Origin of the sequence: Acinetobacter sp. YH12231 (genome assembly GCF_013417755.1) — a bacterium.
In the GTDB taxonomy this organism is placed as follows: Bacteria; Pseudomonadota; Gammaproteobacteria; order Pseudomonadales; family Moraxellaceae; genus Acinetobacter; species Acinetobacter amyesii.
Genome location: NZ_VPDJ01000030.1, coordinates 1 through 15078, shown reverse-complemented (window position 1 = coordinate 15078; position 15078 = coordinate 1). Strand labels below are relative to the sequence as shown.

The 15078-nt window shown below is 40.0% G+C and carries 11 protein-coding genes, 1 tRNA gene and 1 pseudogene; 7 read left to right on the top strand and 6 right to left on the bottom strand.

Features of this window, described 5'->3' with window-relative positions:
* Window positions 1-141: 141 nt before the first annotated feature.
* From dld to lldP, 4 genes are all read right to left on the bottom strand, one after another.
* A complete protein-coding gene (gene dld / locus FTV11_RS15105; protein WP_180074325.1) occupies window positions 142-1839 on the bottom strand; it encodes a D-lactate dehydrogenase in 1698 nt (565 codons plus the stop codon).
* A gap of 265 nt (window positions 1840-2104) precedes the next feature.
* On the bottom strand, window positions 2105-3256 hold the full coding sequence (lldD, locus tag FTV11_RS15100) for an FMN-dependent L-lactate dehydrogenase LldD (protein ID WP_180074323.1): 1152 nt from the start codon (window positions 3254-3256) through the stop codon (window positions 2105-2107).
* 2 nt (window positions 3257-3258) lie between these two features.
* A complete protein-coding gene (gene lldR, locus FTV11_RS15095) occupies window positions 3259-4002 on the bottom strand; it encodes a transcriptional regulator LldR (RefSeq protein WP_180074321.1) in 744 nt (247 codons plus the stop codon).
* Window positions 4003-4034: 32 nt separating this feature from the next.
* Window positions 4035-5702 carry an L-lactate permease gene (lldP, locus tag FTV11_RS15090; protein WP_171256696.1) on the bottom strand — a complete coding sequence of 556 codons (1668 nt, stop codon included), beginning with the start codon at window positions 5700-5702 and terminating at the stop codon, window positions 4035-4037.
* Window positions 5703-6321: 619 nt separating this feature from the next.
* Here lldP and argG point away from each other — a divergent pair.
* Window positions 6322-7665: an argininosuccinate synthase gene (gene argG, locus FTV11_RS15085; protein ID WP_078189146.1), complete on the top strand. Its 1344-nt coding sequence runs from the start codon at window positions 6322-6324 to the stop codon at window positions 7663-7665.
* A gap of 82 nt (window positions 7666-7747) precedes the next feature.
* Here argG and FTV11_RS15080 read toward each other — a convergent pair whose 3' ends face one another.
* Window positions 7748-9004, bottom strand: coding sequence for a diguanylate cyclase (locus FTV11_RS15080; protein ID WP_180074319.1), 1257 nt, complete (start codon window positions 9002-9004; stop codon window positions 7748-7750).
* Window positions 9005-9155: 151 nt separating this feature from the next.
* Between FTV11_RS15080 and pyrC the strand changes: the two genes are divergently transcribed.
* From pyrC to FTV11_RS15050, 6 genes are all read left to right on the top strand, one after another.
* A complete protein-coding gene (gene pyrC / locus FTV11_RS15075; protein WP_111885770.1) occupies window positions 9156-10190 on the top strand; it encodes a dihydroorotase in 1035 nt (344 codons plus the stop codon).
* A complete protein-coding gene (rnt, locus tag FTV11_RS15070; protein WP_078192915.1) occupies window positions 10175-10834 on the top strand; it encodes a ribonuclease T in 660 nt (219 codons plus the stop codon). The genes pyrC and rnt overlap by 16 nt, the downstream gene beginning before the upstream one ends.
* A 20-nt stretch (window positions 10835-10854) precedes the next feature.
* Window positions 10855-10930, top strand: a tRNA-Glu gene (locus tag FTV11_RS15065).
* Between the two features lie 201 nt (window positions 10931-11131).
* On the top strand, window positions 11132-13669 hold the full coding sequence (locus FTV11_RS15060) for a TonB-dependent receptor plug domain-containing protein (RefSeq protein WP_180074317.1): 2538 nt from the start codon (window positions 11132-11134) through the stop codon (window positions 13667-13669).
* Between the two features lie 59 nt (window positions 13670-13728).
* Entirely contained in the window at window positions 13729-14565 is an 837-nt protein-coding gene (locus FTV11_RS15055; protein ID WP_180074315.1) for a hypothetical protein, read from the top strand.
* The gene (locus tag FTV11_RS15050) at window positions 14562-14969 is read left to right on the top strand and encodes a hypothetical protein (RefSeq protein ID WP_180074313.1); all 408 of its coding nucleotides are present in this window, start codon (window positions 14562-14564) and stop codon (window positions 14967-14969) included. The genes FTV11_RS15055 and FTV11_RS15050 overlap by 4 nt, the downstream gene beginning before the upstream one ends.
* Window position 14970: 1 nt before the next feature.
* Here FTV11_RS15050 and FTV11_RS15045 read toward each other — a convergent pair.
* A pseudogene (locus FTV11_RS15045) lies at window positions 14971-15078 on the bottom strand (IS5/IS1182 family transposase); the annotation flags it as partial.

The following is a 15078-nucleotide window of genomic DNA, read 5'->3' as shown; positions in this document are numbered from 1 at the left end:
TTTAGCGGTTTTTTTATATTTTGGGATGACAATTTAGAAAATATTCTTCGCCTTTATGGTCAATACCTCCGGATATATTAATCCTTTAACCATAAAAAAAGCCGTATACTTTCACATCACGGCATGTTGTTTTTTAAAGCATTATTTCCAGTTTTTCAGCTTGCTGGTTTGTCCAATCCCCACATTAAAGCTATTAGTCGGATCCAGCTTTTGATAATGATTTTTTAATGCAGGCTTGGCCACATACAAATGCCCAACATTGTGTTCCGCAGGATATTCAGCGCCACGATCATCGAGTAAATGCCACATTGCATGTTCCATTGCCAAAGGGTCTACACCTTTTTTCACAATATAATCTTGATGAAAAACATGACAGAGAAAATGTCCATAATAGAGTTTATGGATAATTTGCTCATCCATGGCTTTCGGCAAAGTTTCCACCCATTCTCGATCATTGCGACGTAATGCAATATCCAGTGCAACAATGTCTTCCACTTCTGAACGATGCGTATCCCGATAACGAATGGCAGCACCTGCCACCGCAAAGCGATGTAAAAAAGCCTTACGTCCTTCTTCATCCGTACATTTAAAATAATTGCCTGAGATTTTGTCTAAAAAATACGTTTTCAAATACGCATCAACTTGATCAACATCCTGATTTTCAATACGAATCATCAAATGATGTTCATATAAATCACGAAATTCATTCATGCGTTTTGGCAGATGATTCGGCATAAATTTAGTGACGAGTTGTAAAACCTTATCCGAAAAACCTTGCAAACCCAGTTTTTCTAAATAGCCATCGACTTTATCTTTCATGGCAAAAGCAGCAGGAACTTTTGCGGTGCCAAATTTTTCGATAAATACAAAAGAATCTTTGCCATACTCAGCCCCAATATCGTATGCCACGCGATGAATGTACTCACCTGCAATCGGGAGGCGTGCAAGATCTTTTAATAGAAAACGACGAATTTCTGTTAAATCATCTTGTGAATTGGTCCCTACATAAAACACCTGACTTGGAATCTTTTCAAAGGTATCTAAACGTACGGCAAAGACACACACTTTACCCGCTGAACCCGATGCTTCAAATAAGCGGCTTGGATCAGCATTGAAACGTGCAGGCGTATTTTCATCAACTTGTTTAACGTCATGTGAATAGCGTTGATCTGATGCACAGCAACTTGAATTATTCACAATGTCATTGATTTGATAATTTTTATTTTCCAACGCTGTGAGGATTTCTTCAGGCGTATTGCCAAGATTGATACCTAAATGATTGACCAACTCTAAGTCACCTGACTCATTCACTCGTGCATACAGTGCAAGCTCTGTATAGGCAGGACCGCGGCGCACCAAAGCACCCCCTGAGTTATTACAGACGCCACCCAAAACCGATGCCCCAATACAAGAAGAACCAATCACCGAATGAGGTTCACGATTATATGGCAGCAAATCTTTTTCAAGCTTGTCTAATGTCGCACCCGGTAGACAAATGACTTGTTGACCATTATTAATCACCTGAATGCCAACCAAACGACGCGTGCTGATCAGAACCACAGGACGGTCATAGTCATCGCCAAAAGGCGTTGAACCACCGGTCAAACCTGTATTGGCTGCTTGCATAATCACAATACAATCTGCATCAACAGCCGCTTGTAGTACTTGCCACTGTTCCAGTAATGACCCTGGTGCAACAACAGCCAGTACTTTCCCTGCACCGTAACGACGACCTTGGCGGTATAAACGTGTGTCTTTATCGTCAGTTAAAACGTGTTGTTTACCCACAATAGTGATGAGTTTTTGAATAGTTTGCTGTGAATCTGAATGGGGTTGCATATTGGTTATCCTATGGATGAATGCTTATACAGTTCAGGCTTTAAAGCATTCATAACGGCGGAGTAATTTCAGTTTTGTTTATATTTAGGAATTAACCTTCGGTTCGACCTACTTTTCTTTTGGGAAAAGTAGGCAAAACCATTGTCATCTGCAAAACTCGTCAAATACTTTCTGATAAATATTATCTTCGCAGAAACATTACTTTAAATATGTAAGTCTGCCTCGAACAATTGCAGATGACATTTACGCGTATCAAAGTTAACGGCTAAGCCAATTCGCGCTCTAAACGAACCAAGCAATCTTCTGTAATATCTGCAATGGTTTTCGCGCCCGTTAAAGTCATGGCAACACGCATTTCTTTATCAATCAGTTCTAAAAGATTTGAAACGCCCGCTCCACCCGCAGCACCTAATGCGTAAACAAAAGCACGACCGAGCATACAGGTGTCCGCACCCAACGCCAGCATACGTACCACGTCTAAACCATTACGAATACCCGAATCCGCGAGGATTTTAATATCACCCTTGACTGCATCTGCAATTGGTGGAAGCGCACGTGCAGAAGATAAAACGCCATCCAGCTGACGACCACCGTGGTTTGAAACCACAATCCCATCTGCACCGAAACGCACTGCATCTTTGGCATCTTCAGGATCCAAAATTCCTTTAATGACCATCGGGCCATCCCAAAATTCACGAATCCACTCAAGATCTTTCCATGAAATTGATGGGTCAAAGTTATTACCCAACCAGCCGATATAATCTTCTAAACCTGTTGGTTTGCCCAAGTATTTTGAAATATTCCCTAAGTCATGCGGACGACCTAATAAACCCACATTCCACGCCCAGTGTGGGTGGAAACACGACTGCATATAACGGCGCACTGCTGCATTTGGCCCGCTCATCCCTGAGTGCGCATCACGGTAACGCGCACCCGGAACAGGCATATCCACGGTAAACACTAAAGTTGAACAGCCTGCAGCTTTGGCACGTTCTAAGGCATTTTTCATAAAGCCACGGTCACGTAGCACATATAACTGAAACCACATGGGACGCTGAATCGCTGGCGCCACCTCTTCAATAGGACATACTGAAACGGTAGACAGCGTAAATGGAATGCCCTTTTTATCTGCAGCAACGGCTGCTTGAACTTCGCCGCGGCGTGCATACATCCCTGTTAAACCCACAGGTGATAAAGCCACAGGCATCGATAAGGTTTCATTAAACAGTTGGGTTTCTAGACTCAGCTGTGACATGTCATTCAGCACACGTTGACGCAACGCTATTTTTGATAAATCTTCTACATTACGCTTTAAGGTATATTCGGCATACGCCCCGCCATCGATGTAATGAAATAAAAATGGCGGTAAACGACGACGTGCCGCTTCACGGTAGTCATTGGCAGAAGAAATAATCATGCTTATATCCTGTTTAATCGACTGGCGCGCTGACGACGAGCTTCTTCTTCATCAATCATGCGCACCTGTTGTACTACAAACTCAATGTGTCCACAGACTGCTTTACGTGCAGCTTCTGGATCACGACGTTCAATTGCATTCATGACTTGAAAGTGCTGATCATGCAATTGATCAAAACGGTGTGCTTCGCTATAGACTTTTCGGCGTCCCAAAGCGACGTTAAACTGCAACAAATCGAACAAACCGCGCATCATCTGAATCAACACTAAATTATGAGATGCTTCAGCAATCGCCAAATGAAATTTCGCATCTGCACGAGCCGCCTCATCATCATTTCCCAAAGCTTGAAAATGGTTAATCTGATCATAATGATGTCGAATGTTCACCAGATCTTCTTGGGTTGCGCGTTGTGCCGCATACCAAGTTGTTCCACCTTCTAAAATAATGCGCGCCTCTTGCACATCAAAACGGTAGGCAGGGTCTTCACTAATCAAACTGCTGATGGGCTGCACAATTTGATAACTCGACCAAGTCGATGGTAATTGCTTTAAAAACGTCCCCGCACCCACTTTACTGACCAACACGCCCATGCTAGTCAATTGAGAAATCGCCTCGCGTAAAGAGGTGCGTGAGACGCCAAGTTGTTCACACAATTTCCGTTCAGCAGGCAGACGATCTCCAACTTGCATATTGCTTTGTTCAATCAATACACGAAGACTTTGAACAGTTTTATCAGAGACTTTCATCTGCTTTCCTTAACGTTGTTACACAATGCGTGTTATGGAATCATCCAAGGGAACACATAAGCTTGTAGGGTGATTAAAATCCCCATCATGATTGTGAACGTTATACTGTGTTTTACGGTAAAACGGAATAAATCCGACTCTTTACCTACCAACCCGACTGCCGCACATGCAATTGCAATTGACTGTGGTGAAATCATTTTCCCTGTCACACCGCCACTGGTATTAGCAGCAACGAGTAATACTTCTGGCACACCGATTTGTTGTGCAGTAGTCGCCTGCAATGCTGCAAATAGCGCATTGGCTGACGTATCTGAACCCGTGAGGAATACACCAAGCCATCCTAAAAATGGCGAGAAGAAGGTAAAGGCTTGACCTGTATGCGCAAGTGCTAATGCCAATGTTGCTGACATCCCTGAATAATTGGCGATAAATGCAAAAGCCAAGACCATCCCAATCGAATAAATTGGAATTTTTAATTCATTAATGGTTTCACCAAAGGTCACAATTGCGTCTTTCGGCTTCATTTTTAAGAAAATAATGGTAATGATCGCAGCGATGACAATTGCCGTACCTGTTGCCGAAAACCAATCAAATTTATAGATGGCATCGTAGTCCTTCATTTCAGGTACGACTGGCGGCATCTTTTGAACCAATTGGTGTAAGAATGGCACTTTGATCGAAATAACCAAATCATGTAAAGCACCGTCTTTGGTAAATAAATCCTTAAACGGTTTAATACTCCAGATCGTGACCATCACCGTTAAGATCGCAAATGGCGACCACGCTTTTGCAATTTGACCCAAGCTATATTTTTGCTGTTTTTGTGCAGCCACATCTTCACTCATCGTCGCATCTTGATCTGCAAAGCGGAAAATATGTTTAGGCTGCCAATATTTAAATAAAATCGTTAATGACACTAAAGAGGCAATCGCCGCAGTAATATCGGGTAATTCAGGACCGACAAAGTTCGAGGTTAGGTACTGTGCAATCGCAAAGCTACTCGCCCCAACCACAACCGCAGGCCAAGTTTCCTTCACACCGCGCCAGCCATCCATAATCGCCATAATCCAAAACAGTACAATCGGCACCATAAATGGCAACTGTCGACCAACCATCTGACTGATTTCCATCGTATCTACACCAGACACTTGCCCAGCAACGATAATTGGAATACCCATCGCACCAAAAGCCACTGGCGCTGTATTTACGATCAGACAAAGACCTGCCGCATATAAAGGCTTAAAGCCTAAACCTACCAATAGTGCTGCGGTAATCGCCACAGGGGCACCAAAACCCGCCGCACCTTCTAGGAAAGTACCGAAAGCAAAGCCAACTAACAGCATCTGTAATCGTTGATCTTCAGTAATGGAAAGTATCGAAGAACGGATGATGTCAAACTGCCCTGTTTTGACTGAGATTTTATACAGGAACACCGCACCAATAATGATCCATGCTATCGGCCATAAACCGTAGAAAAAACCGTAGACCATCGAAGCCAATGCCATAAGCGCAGGCATGTCATAGGCAAATAAAGACACCAAAAGTGCCAGTACAACGGTGATCGTACCTGCCACACTGCCTTTTAAACGAAATACAGCAAGCGCCAAGAAAAAAAAGATAATCGGAATGAGCGCAATTAAACTTGATATCCATATATTCCCCATTGGGTCATATATTTGCTGCCATTGAAGCATTGTCATCTCCTTGAAATGCTTACTAAGATTTAATTATTGAGCAATATCAGCATGTGGTCTTTTTATCATTGGTATGACCAATATAAATATTAAACACATAAAAACTCATACTATTGCTGAAATACTCCGCAATTTTTAATTATTTCAACTCAATCATTCAAGCTTTTCTTGTTTTTGGTATGACCAATATAAAATACAAAAACATTATTTTTCCGTTTAAAAACCTCCATATCAACTTTTAAATATCTGTTTTGTATTTATTATTTACAACTAAACTTTATAAAATATACTTTAGTCTAATAACCACGCTTTGTTTGACCTCAGTCTCATTTCAATGAAAAGCATAAAAACCAAATTAACCCAATAATGGTATGACCATTAATTTAAATCAAATAGATTTCTTTATATTTACATCCTATTCCATTCAGAAAACGCATTTTCCGCCCGCAAAAACTGGATGAAGTATTCACCAATAGATTTCAACGATCATTTTTTTCCACCTCATCGCTTGTATCTCATGATTTTTTAGAAAAACCCCGCAGAAAAGTGCTACAATCATGCACATATATGTATTCTTTCAGGCCACCCATTCTCGGTGCCTATATTTATATCGTTAGGATTAACAATGACTGATAATGCAACTATCTTGCAGAATGTCCCAGTTGGCAAAAAAGTTGGTATTGCCTTCTCTGGTGGTCTAGATACTTCAGCTGCGCTTTTGTGGATGAAACAAAAAGGTGCAGAACCTTATGCTTACACAGCAAACTTAGGTCAACCTGATGAAGACGACTACGATGCGATTCCAAAAAAAGCGGAAGCGTATGGCGCAGTTAAAGCTCGCTTAGTTGATTGTCGTTTACAACTTGCTTTAGAAGGTATTGCGGCTATTCAATGTGGCGCTTTCCACATTTCAACTGGTGGTATGCCTTATTTCAACACGACTCCTCTTGGTCGTGCAGTTACAGGTACGATGCTTGTAACCGCAATGAAAGAAGATGACGTAAACATCTGGGGTGACGGTTCGACTTATAAAGGTAACGACATTGAACGTTTCTATCGTTATGGTCTGTTGACTAACCCATCGCTAAAAATTTACAAACCTTGGTTAGACCAAACTTTCATTGACGAGCTAGGCGGCCGTGCAGAAATGTCACAGTTCCTAATCGACAACGGTTTTGACTATAAAATGTCAAAAGAGAAAGCGTACTCAACTGACTCAAACATGTTAGGTGCGACTCACGAAGCAAAAGATCTTGAATACCTTAATGCGGGTATCAAAATCGTAGACCCAATCATGGGCGTTGCGTTCTGGAAAGATGACGTAGAAGTTAAAGCTGAAGAAGTTTCTGTAACTTTCGAAGAAGGCTTCCCTGTTGCATTAAACGGCAAACGCATCGAAAACCCTGTTGAATTCATTCTTGAAGCCAACCGTATCGGTGGTCGTCACGGTCTAGGTATGTCAGACCAAATCGAAAACCGTATCATTGAAGCAAAATCTCGTGGTATTTACGAAGCTCCGGGTATGGCGCTTCTTCACATTGCTTATGAGCGTCTTGTGACTGGTATTCATAACGAAGACACCATCGAACAATACCGTATTAACGGTCTGCGTTTAGGTCGTCTTCTTTACCAAGGTCGTTGGTTCGATTCTCAATCATTAATGCTTCGTGAAACTGCGCAGCGTTGGGTTGCTAAAGCAATCACTGGTACTGTGACTTTAGAACTTCGTCGTGGTAATGACTACACTATTCTAAACACTGAATCTCCTAACCTCACTTATGAAGCTGAGCGTTTAACTATGGAGAAAGGTGACTCTATGTTTAGCCCTGCTGACCGTATCGGTCAATTGACTATGCGTAACTTGGATATCACAGATACTCGCGCTAAATTAGGTATCTACACAAACTCTGGCTTACTTGCAGTAGGTACAGGTTCTGCAGTGCCTCAATTAAAAGACAAAAACAAATAAGATTTGTTGAGTCATAAAAAACCGCGCATTTTGCGCGGTTTTTTATTGCCGATTTCAGAGAAGTTCTCAATTTTATTAAACATTAAGCCACATGTGCTGAACGAATCGACTGATAGTAAATTTGATTCCGGCCTAATTGTTTCGCACGATACAACGCCTGATCGGCAATATTTAACAGTTCATCCTTCGTCATATTTTCAGCACGATATACCGTAATACCCAAACTAATAGTGACGTGATTTGAAACCTGTGATTTGGCATGTGGAATTTCTAAACGATCGATTGCTTTATAAATATTTGACGCTACCGCATAAGCACCATGCGCATCGGTTTCAGGCAATAAAACCACAAATTCTTCACCACCATATCGCGCTACAAAATCCATATGTCGAATGGCATTTTTAATGGTTTTGGCAATGGTTGAAATTACATCATCGCCTTTTTGATGACCGTAGAAATCGTTATAGTTTTTAAAATGATCAACATCGATAAATAGCACAGCAAGCGAGGTGTTATTACGTCGAGATTGCTCATAAAAGGTATCAAGCATTTCATCAAAAGTACGTCGGTTTGAAATCTTGGTTAATTCATCATGCTGACTTAAATGTAAAAGCTTTGTGGTATGAATACGATGGATTTTTTCACTAATATCCGCGCGCCGCATATTCAAAAATATCATCCGTTCACGCGCACAGAGCATCTTACTGATTGCAAAACCCAATACACAGCTTCCAATCAGTACACGCCCCAATACCATCACATCAAATTTCACTTCTAATGAAAAAAGCATCAACATGGTGACCACAGCAGCCAACAATCCAGACATCAACATTTGGACTGGTTTAACCCCCGTCAAAATATAGCTCAAGATGTAAATCATACAAAGGATCATCATGGCCTGATGTTTAAGTGCTTCGGTATACACGGTCATGGTGAGCCAAGACATTGAAATAACTGCCCAAAACACTACAAACATACTGGCATGTGAAAAATAAGGCTTCAGACGGTCATAACGGGCAAAGGCATATAAAGCCAAAAGACACAGCGCACCATTGAGCTGTCCAAGCAAACAACGAATAAAATCATGCACAAAATACTGTTGATCAATAATCCAGTAATCTCCGGGAATGATCAGCATCGTGAGCACAAAGTAGATCAACACTCCCATCCAAAAAAAATGACGTATGTTGGTTTGCGCACGATCGAGGCTTAAAGTCCAAAATTGAGTTTCCAGTTTTTTAGGAAACATTTCCCCTACACGACGAGTTTGCCGTGTAATCAGTTCCTCTATTTTTTCTTTATCGTATTGCAACTTTGCAAGGTTATACTTGTATTCCATTTCCAAGCATTTATCTAATTCTTTTAGTCATTTAAAAATACCACAGTTTTATTCTTTATTTATATCTGTTCAGTCATTTGTACAGAAATCTCGTTACCATTTTCACATTATTTGCATTATCATTTGTTTTATTTCCAAGCTTGGAATCGCTGTGAATACGATTACTCTTCTTCAGCCAGATGATTGGCATGCACATTTACGTGACGGTCTAGCCCTAAAGCGTACAGTTCCTGATTTAGCACAACAATTCTCTCGCGCGATTTGTATGCCAAACACCGTACCACCGGTAAAAACCGTTGAAGAAGCAAATGCATACCGTGAACGTATCATGGCACATGTTCCTGAAGGCGTTCACTTTGACCCGCGCATGGTGCTCTATTTCACAGACAACACACCTGCAAGTGAAGTTAAAAAAATTAAAGAATCTGAGCATGTTAATGCAATCAAGCTCTATCCAGCGGGTGCAACCACGAACTCGGACAGTGGTGTCAGCGATATTAGTAAAGTTTATGGTGTGATTGAGCAACTCGAAGAACACCAAGTGCCGTTACTGTTACATGGTGAAGTGACACATAACCATGTCGATATTTTTGACCGTGAAAAACGTTTCCTTGATGAAGTGCTTTCTCCACTGTTAAAACAGTTCCCTAAATTAAAATTGGTGCTAGAACACATCACTACTAGTGAAGCTGCGCATTTTGTATTAGAACAAGACCGTAATGTCGCTGCGACAATCACACCGCAACATTTATTATTTAACCGTAATGACATGTTGGTGGGTGGCATTAAGCCGCATTTCTATTGCTTACCGATTTTAAAACGTCAAACCCATCAGCAAACTTTGCTTGAAGTCGCGACCAGTGCGAACCCTAAATTTTTCTTAGGTACAGACAGTGCACCTCACTCAAAAAATGCTAAAGAAAATGCATGTGGCTGTGCAGGATGTTATAGTGCACCAACAGCAATTGAGCTATACGCTCAAGCATTTGATCAAGTCGGTAAAATCGACCGTTTAGAAGGTTTTGCAAGCCACTTTGGTGCAGACTTCTACGGACTCCCTCGAAATACCAATACCATTACGTTGGTAAAAGAAGATCAAGTGATCCCTGAAAGTTTAGACTATTTGGATGGCGAAAAAATTATTCCGTTGTATGCGGGTAAGACCATCCAATGGAGAAAAGTGTGACAGATGAAACTCGACCAGTCATTGGTCAACGTTTCCGTGGATTCCTACCTGTTGTTGTCGATGTCGAAACAGCAGGTTTTAATTCACAGACCGATGCCTTACTGGAAATTGCAGCGATTCCTATTGTGTATGATGCAGAAGGTAATTTTGTACCGGGTGAAGCCCACCATGCACATATCAATCCGTTTGAAGGTGCCAACCTTGACCGTCGCTCACTGGATTTTATTGGTGTAGATCCATTTAATCCGATGCGTATGGCCATGGCTGAAGATGAGAAATCAGCATTAAAACGTATTTTTAAGTCAGTGAATGAAGTACGTCGCCAACAGAACTGCACACACGCGGTTTTAGTTGGTCATAATGCCCATTTTGACTTAGGTTTTGTACAGGCAGCGATTGCACGTACAGGGACAAAAAATCAAAATCCTTTCCATAGTTTTTCCGTATTCGATACAGTGACTTTGAGCGCTGTAATGTTTGGACAAACTGTGCTGGCAAAATCATGTATTCAGGCAGGTATTGAGTTTGATGGCAAAGAAGCACACTCTGCACTTTACGATACTCAGAAGACCGCTGAACTGTTCTGTTATATTTTGAACAAACTCGGCCCTCACCTACTTGACACTATGATGGCGGATCAATAAGATACCGCCATCTTCTAAACGTCCCTATCGTCTAGAGGCCTAGGACATCGCCCTTTCACGGCGGTAACCGGGGTTCGAATCCCCGTAGGGACGCCAATTCTTATTCAGACTTTCTCCAAGCTGATTATTCAAGTCTATTGAATACACATCACCATCTCTTCTGATTATTCAAAATTTTCATTGAATTCGCTGTGTATTAAAAAATCACTTATTGCAAATAATTCTCATTTCTATTGATTATTTTTATAAAGTTAATGATAATCGCTATCGTTTTTATCTGCATAATTGTTGACAGCCATGCGCTTTGCCTATTCTCCCCTCAATCTCGCAATTTTGACTGCTTTAGCATCTCAAGCTTATGCTAATGAAATTGATACAACTCAATTTATTCAAAGCAATAATCTCAAAATGTCGCCGATTGAAGTTGAAGTCAAAGCCAAGCCAGAAGTAGGTACAACCGTCTACTCCAAAGAAGATTTAGAAAAAACGCCGAATAGTTCGAAAAATATCACAGACTTTTTAAAAGTTAATCCAAATGTGCAGTTTAGCCGTGAACAACGTTCTGCAGATTCACAGGCTGAGCTACGACCATCCGAGATATCTATTAATGGCGCGCAAACTTACCGAAATAAATTTGTAATTAACGGCGTCAATACCACCAATAACCTTGACCCTCTGGCAAGCGGCAACTCCTATTCAGGCAAGCTTGATGGTGGCTCACAAGGGATGGCCCTAAATACCGATTTAATTTGTAAATTAGAATTGATCGATAGTAATGTTTCTGCAGCATACGGCGAATTTACAGGTGGTGTAGTTAATGCTGAAACTTGTACCCCAAATACTGAAATTGGCAAAATCCACGGCTCCGTTACTTACGACTACACGGAAAGTAATTGGTCACGTTATCATTTTACCGATGAAGAAGAAGCTGCAGAGTTTGAAGATCCAACATCATCAAATAATAAAGAATATAAAAAACACGGCTTAAGCCTGAATCTATACAGCAAACTCTCTGAACAATGGGGCATCAATAGTTATGCCTCTAAACGTGAATCCATCGTTCCAGTAATGAGTGGTTTAGAAGATCGCAGTAAAGTCAAAAGCGAGCGTAATAATATCAACTTAGGGACTACCCTTTTTTACACACCTTCGGACACAACCAAAGCGAAGTTTGGCTTTGATTTAGGGGATTTGGACAGTCTAAATTTCGTTGATAAGCGAATAAATTCAAAAAGTATTAGCAATACAGAAACGTTGACATTTTTTGGTGAATTAGAAAGTAAACTCAATAATTCAACATTAAAACAAAATATTAGCTATCAAACGCTAAGCCAAGCACGTGAAAATGATTCAACTACCGGCATTCTTTGGAAGCAAACACCAACTAAAAACTGGAGTTCCAATCCTGGTGAAGGTGCCACAAGTAGTGATATTGAATTACACCAAGATACATTTTCGTATAGTCTAAAAAATGCGTTTGATACCATTCAGATTGGCAACAGCATGCAACAATTAAGCTTTGGTATGGGCTATGACTATTCTAAAGTTGCATGGGAACGGCCTAACGATGCCTATATGTATAATCAGCCTAAGACTTTTACATCTAGTTCAGGCATTAGCTGTACGGCAGGTGATATTCTTTGTGATGAAGCAACGGATGAAAATAACTATCAAGGCCAATATCAAACAAATGGCAAGTATTATCAAAAAGGTAAAGTTAATATTGACCAACAACGTGTGCATACCTTCATTGAAAACACATCGACTTGGGATAATTTTTCAGCGCGTTTAGGTTTACGTGCAGATTATGATAGCTTATCGAAAAATTTAAATATTGCACCTCGTACTGCCTTTAACTATAAACCGCTAAAAAATGATCTTCTGTCCTTCACTACGGGATGGAATCGATATTATGCAAACTATACCTTAGCCACTGAACTGCAAGATCAACTTGCATTTTTGGAATACAATTTAAAACGCACAAAAAATCAAACTGAAGACTATTGGACTCAAACTGGGTTATCAGATTTAATATTAGCTAATTCCAATATTCAACGTGCCAATTTAAAGACCCCTTATGCTGACGAAATTGTGTTTGCCATTAATAGCCAAGTTAAAAACTGGAACCTTGGTCTGAAATGGGTGAATCGTGATAGCAAAGATGAAATCACAAAAAATCGTTTTATTGATCCAACAACCAGCAACACCATCGATCATTTTGAATATAGTAATAGTGGTAAGGCAAAAGCTGACATTTACACACTCACACTCAGAAATACGCTGCCAGTCGTATATAAAAACTCTCTGCACGGGTTTAACTTTGGCTTTGATTACACTGAATCAGAAAAAAATTATTTAGACTATTCTGAGTCATATAACGTTAACAGTAATACGACTGCTGAAGATCGCGATATTATCTTTAACGGCAGCCTCATCCAATTTAATGAACGTCCTGTTGAAAATTTCAATCAGCCTTGGACTGCTCGTTTTGGTTGGGACATTGAGTTTTCAAATTTACCATTAAAGATTAATAACTTTTTAAGCTACAAATCTGAATATAAAGATACGTATAAACTAAAAAACAAAGTTGAGCATGATGGTGTCCTGTTGGAAGCCTATGCTACAGATACGATTAGACCTCGATTTAGTTGGGATATGCGTACCACTTATGATTTCAATTTCGCTAAAGATCTCAAAGCAATATTCGGTTTAACCATTAACAATATTACCAATCGACATAATATCTATACCACCCCAGGTATTAGTGAGTCGACCAACAGACTTAGATCTGAAATTGGGCGACAGTTCATTGCTGATGTCACATTTAAATTTTAATCTTCCCTATCAAGAGCGCCTTAAAAACGCTCTTGATTCATTTTAAAATAGACTAAAACATGAAAAAAATAATCTTACTCTTTGGCCTGTGCATAGTATGTCTCGGTATCTTCATCTACATTTTTAGACCCGAAGCCAGCCTACCGACAAATCTTTCAAATACTGTTGAGCACGATGCCAATCAGACAAATCAAACAGCATTGAATGATGACCAAGAATCTTTTATTCCCGAAACCAACGATCATGACACTCAAATACAAGCGAAAAAAACCAAAAAATTGAGCGAAGAAGCAATACAGTATTACCGAACAGCAAGTAAATACGGTTGGGAGTCAATCGTTCGTGATTTTGAAAATGGAACCATCCTAAAAAGTAAAATGCCTAAAGGGGAAATAGAAAAACTTTGCGAAATTGCACTGAGTCAAAGCACTGCCGATAAAACCAAACGCTTATTTAAAGCAAATTGCAAACCACTCAATGGTCGTTCATCCTCTATGATTATTAATGGCGTATTAACCAATGCAGAAGGCAAAATAGATCAAAACGAAATCATTGAAAAATTAAAACTCTACAAGTCGGAAAATGTTTTACAAACACACGTTACGTATAAATTTGGCCCGTATGAAGAAAAAAGCTCTTTGCAAGCCCAAGCAATTGGTTGGGGGCTTGAAGACGTTTTTGATTATTTGCTGAGTATTGGAGTCGATTACACGGGCGTGGATGGTAATTTAATTTTAGACAATATCAAAGGCCGTAACCCTTCTGTGAGTTTCGTTCAAAAACTACTGAATGCAGGAATCGAGCCCAATAGTAACGTTTATAAACAAATGGAACAGAATGACTTTTCAACCAAATATCCTGACGTTTACAATTTATTAAAAGCACACAAACCATGAAAAACATCGTTATTACCAGCTGCCTGCTAATGAGTATGCATTGCTTTGCAAATGCTCCAGTGCCACAAAATCACGCTACCAATGCACCATCAGTGAAAAACATTCACGACTTTAAAAAGATCAAAGGGATGACAAATGATGCATCTCGTTATTATAAATTTATAAACATATATGGTTGGTCAGCCATAGTGCAGGAATTTGAAAATAAAAATATTCAAAACAGTAAAATGAAAAATAAAGAAGTTAAAAAAATGTGTGACACAGCGCATCTTATACTTCCACTTCAAGATATCAAGCGACTGATTGCTGCTAATTGCAAACCCAGCTCAAACGATGTCACTTTTAATACCATCAATAGGACTTTAAAAAATGGCGATGGTTCTATTAATAGATTTCTTTCATAAGTCATTTTTCACTCAGCTCCAAGTTATAAATTCCAGCAATTAGATTGAATCTTAATGCTAGTCTTTTGCCTCGATTGCGATATCGCTCAGCAAGAATTTTGAAGGTTTT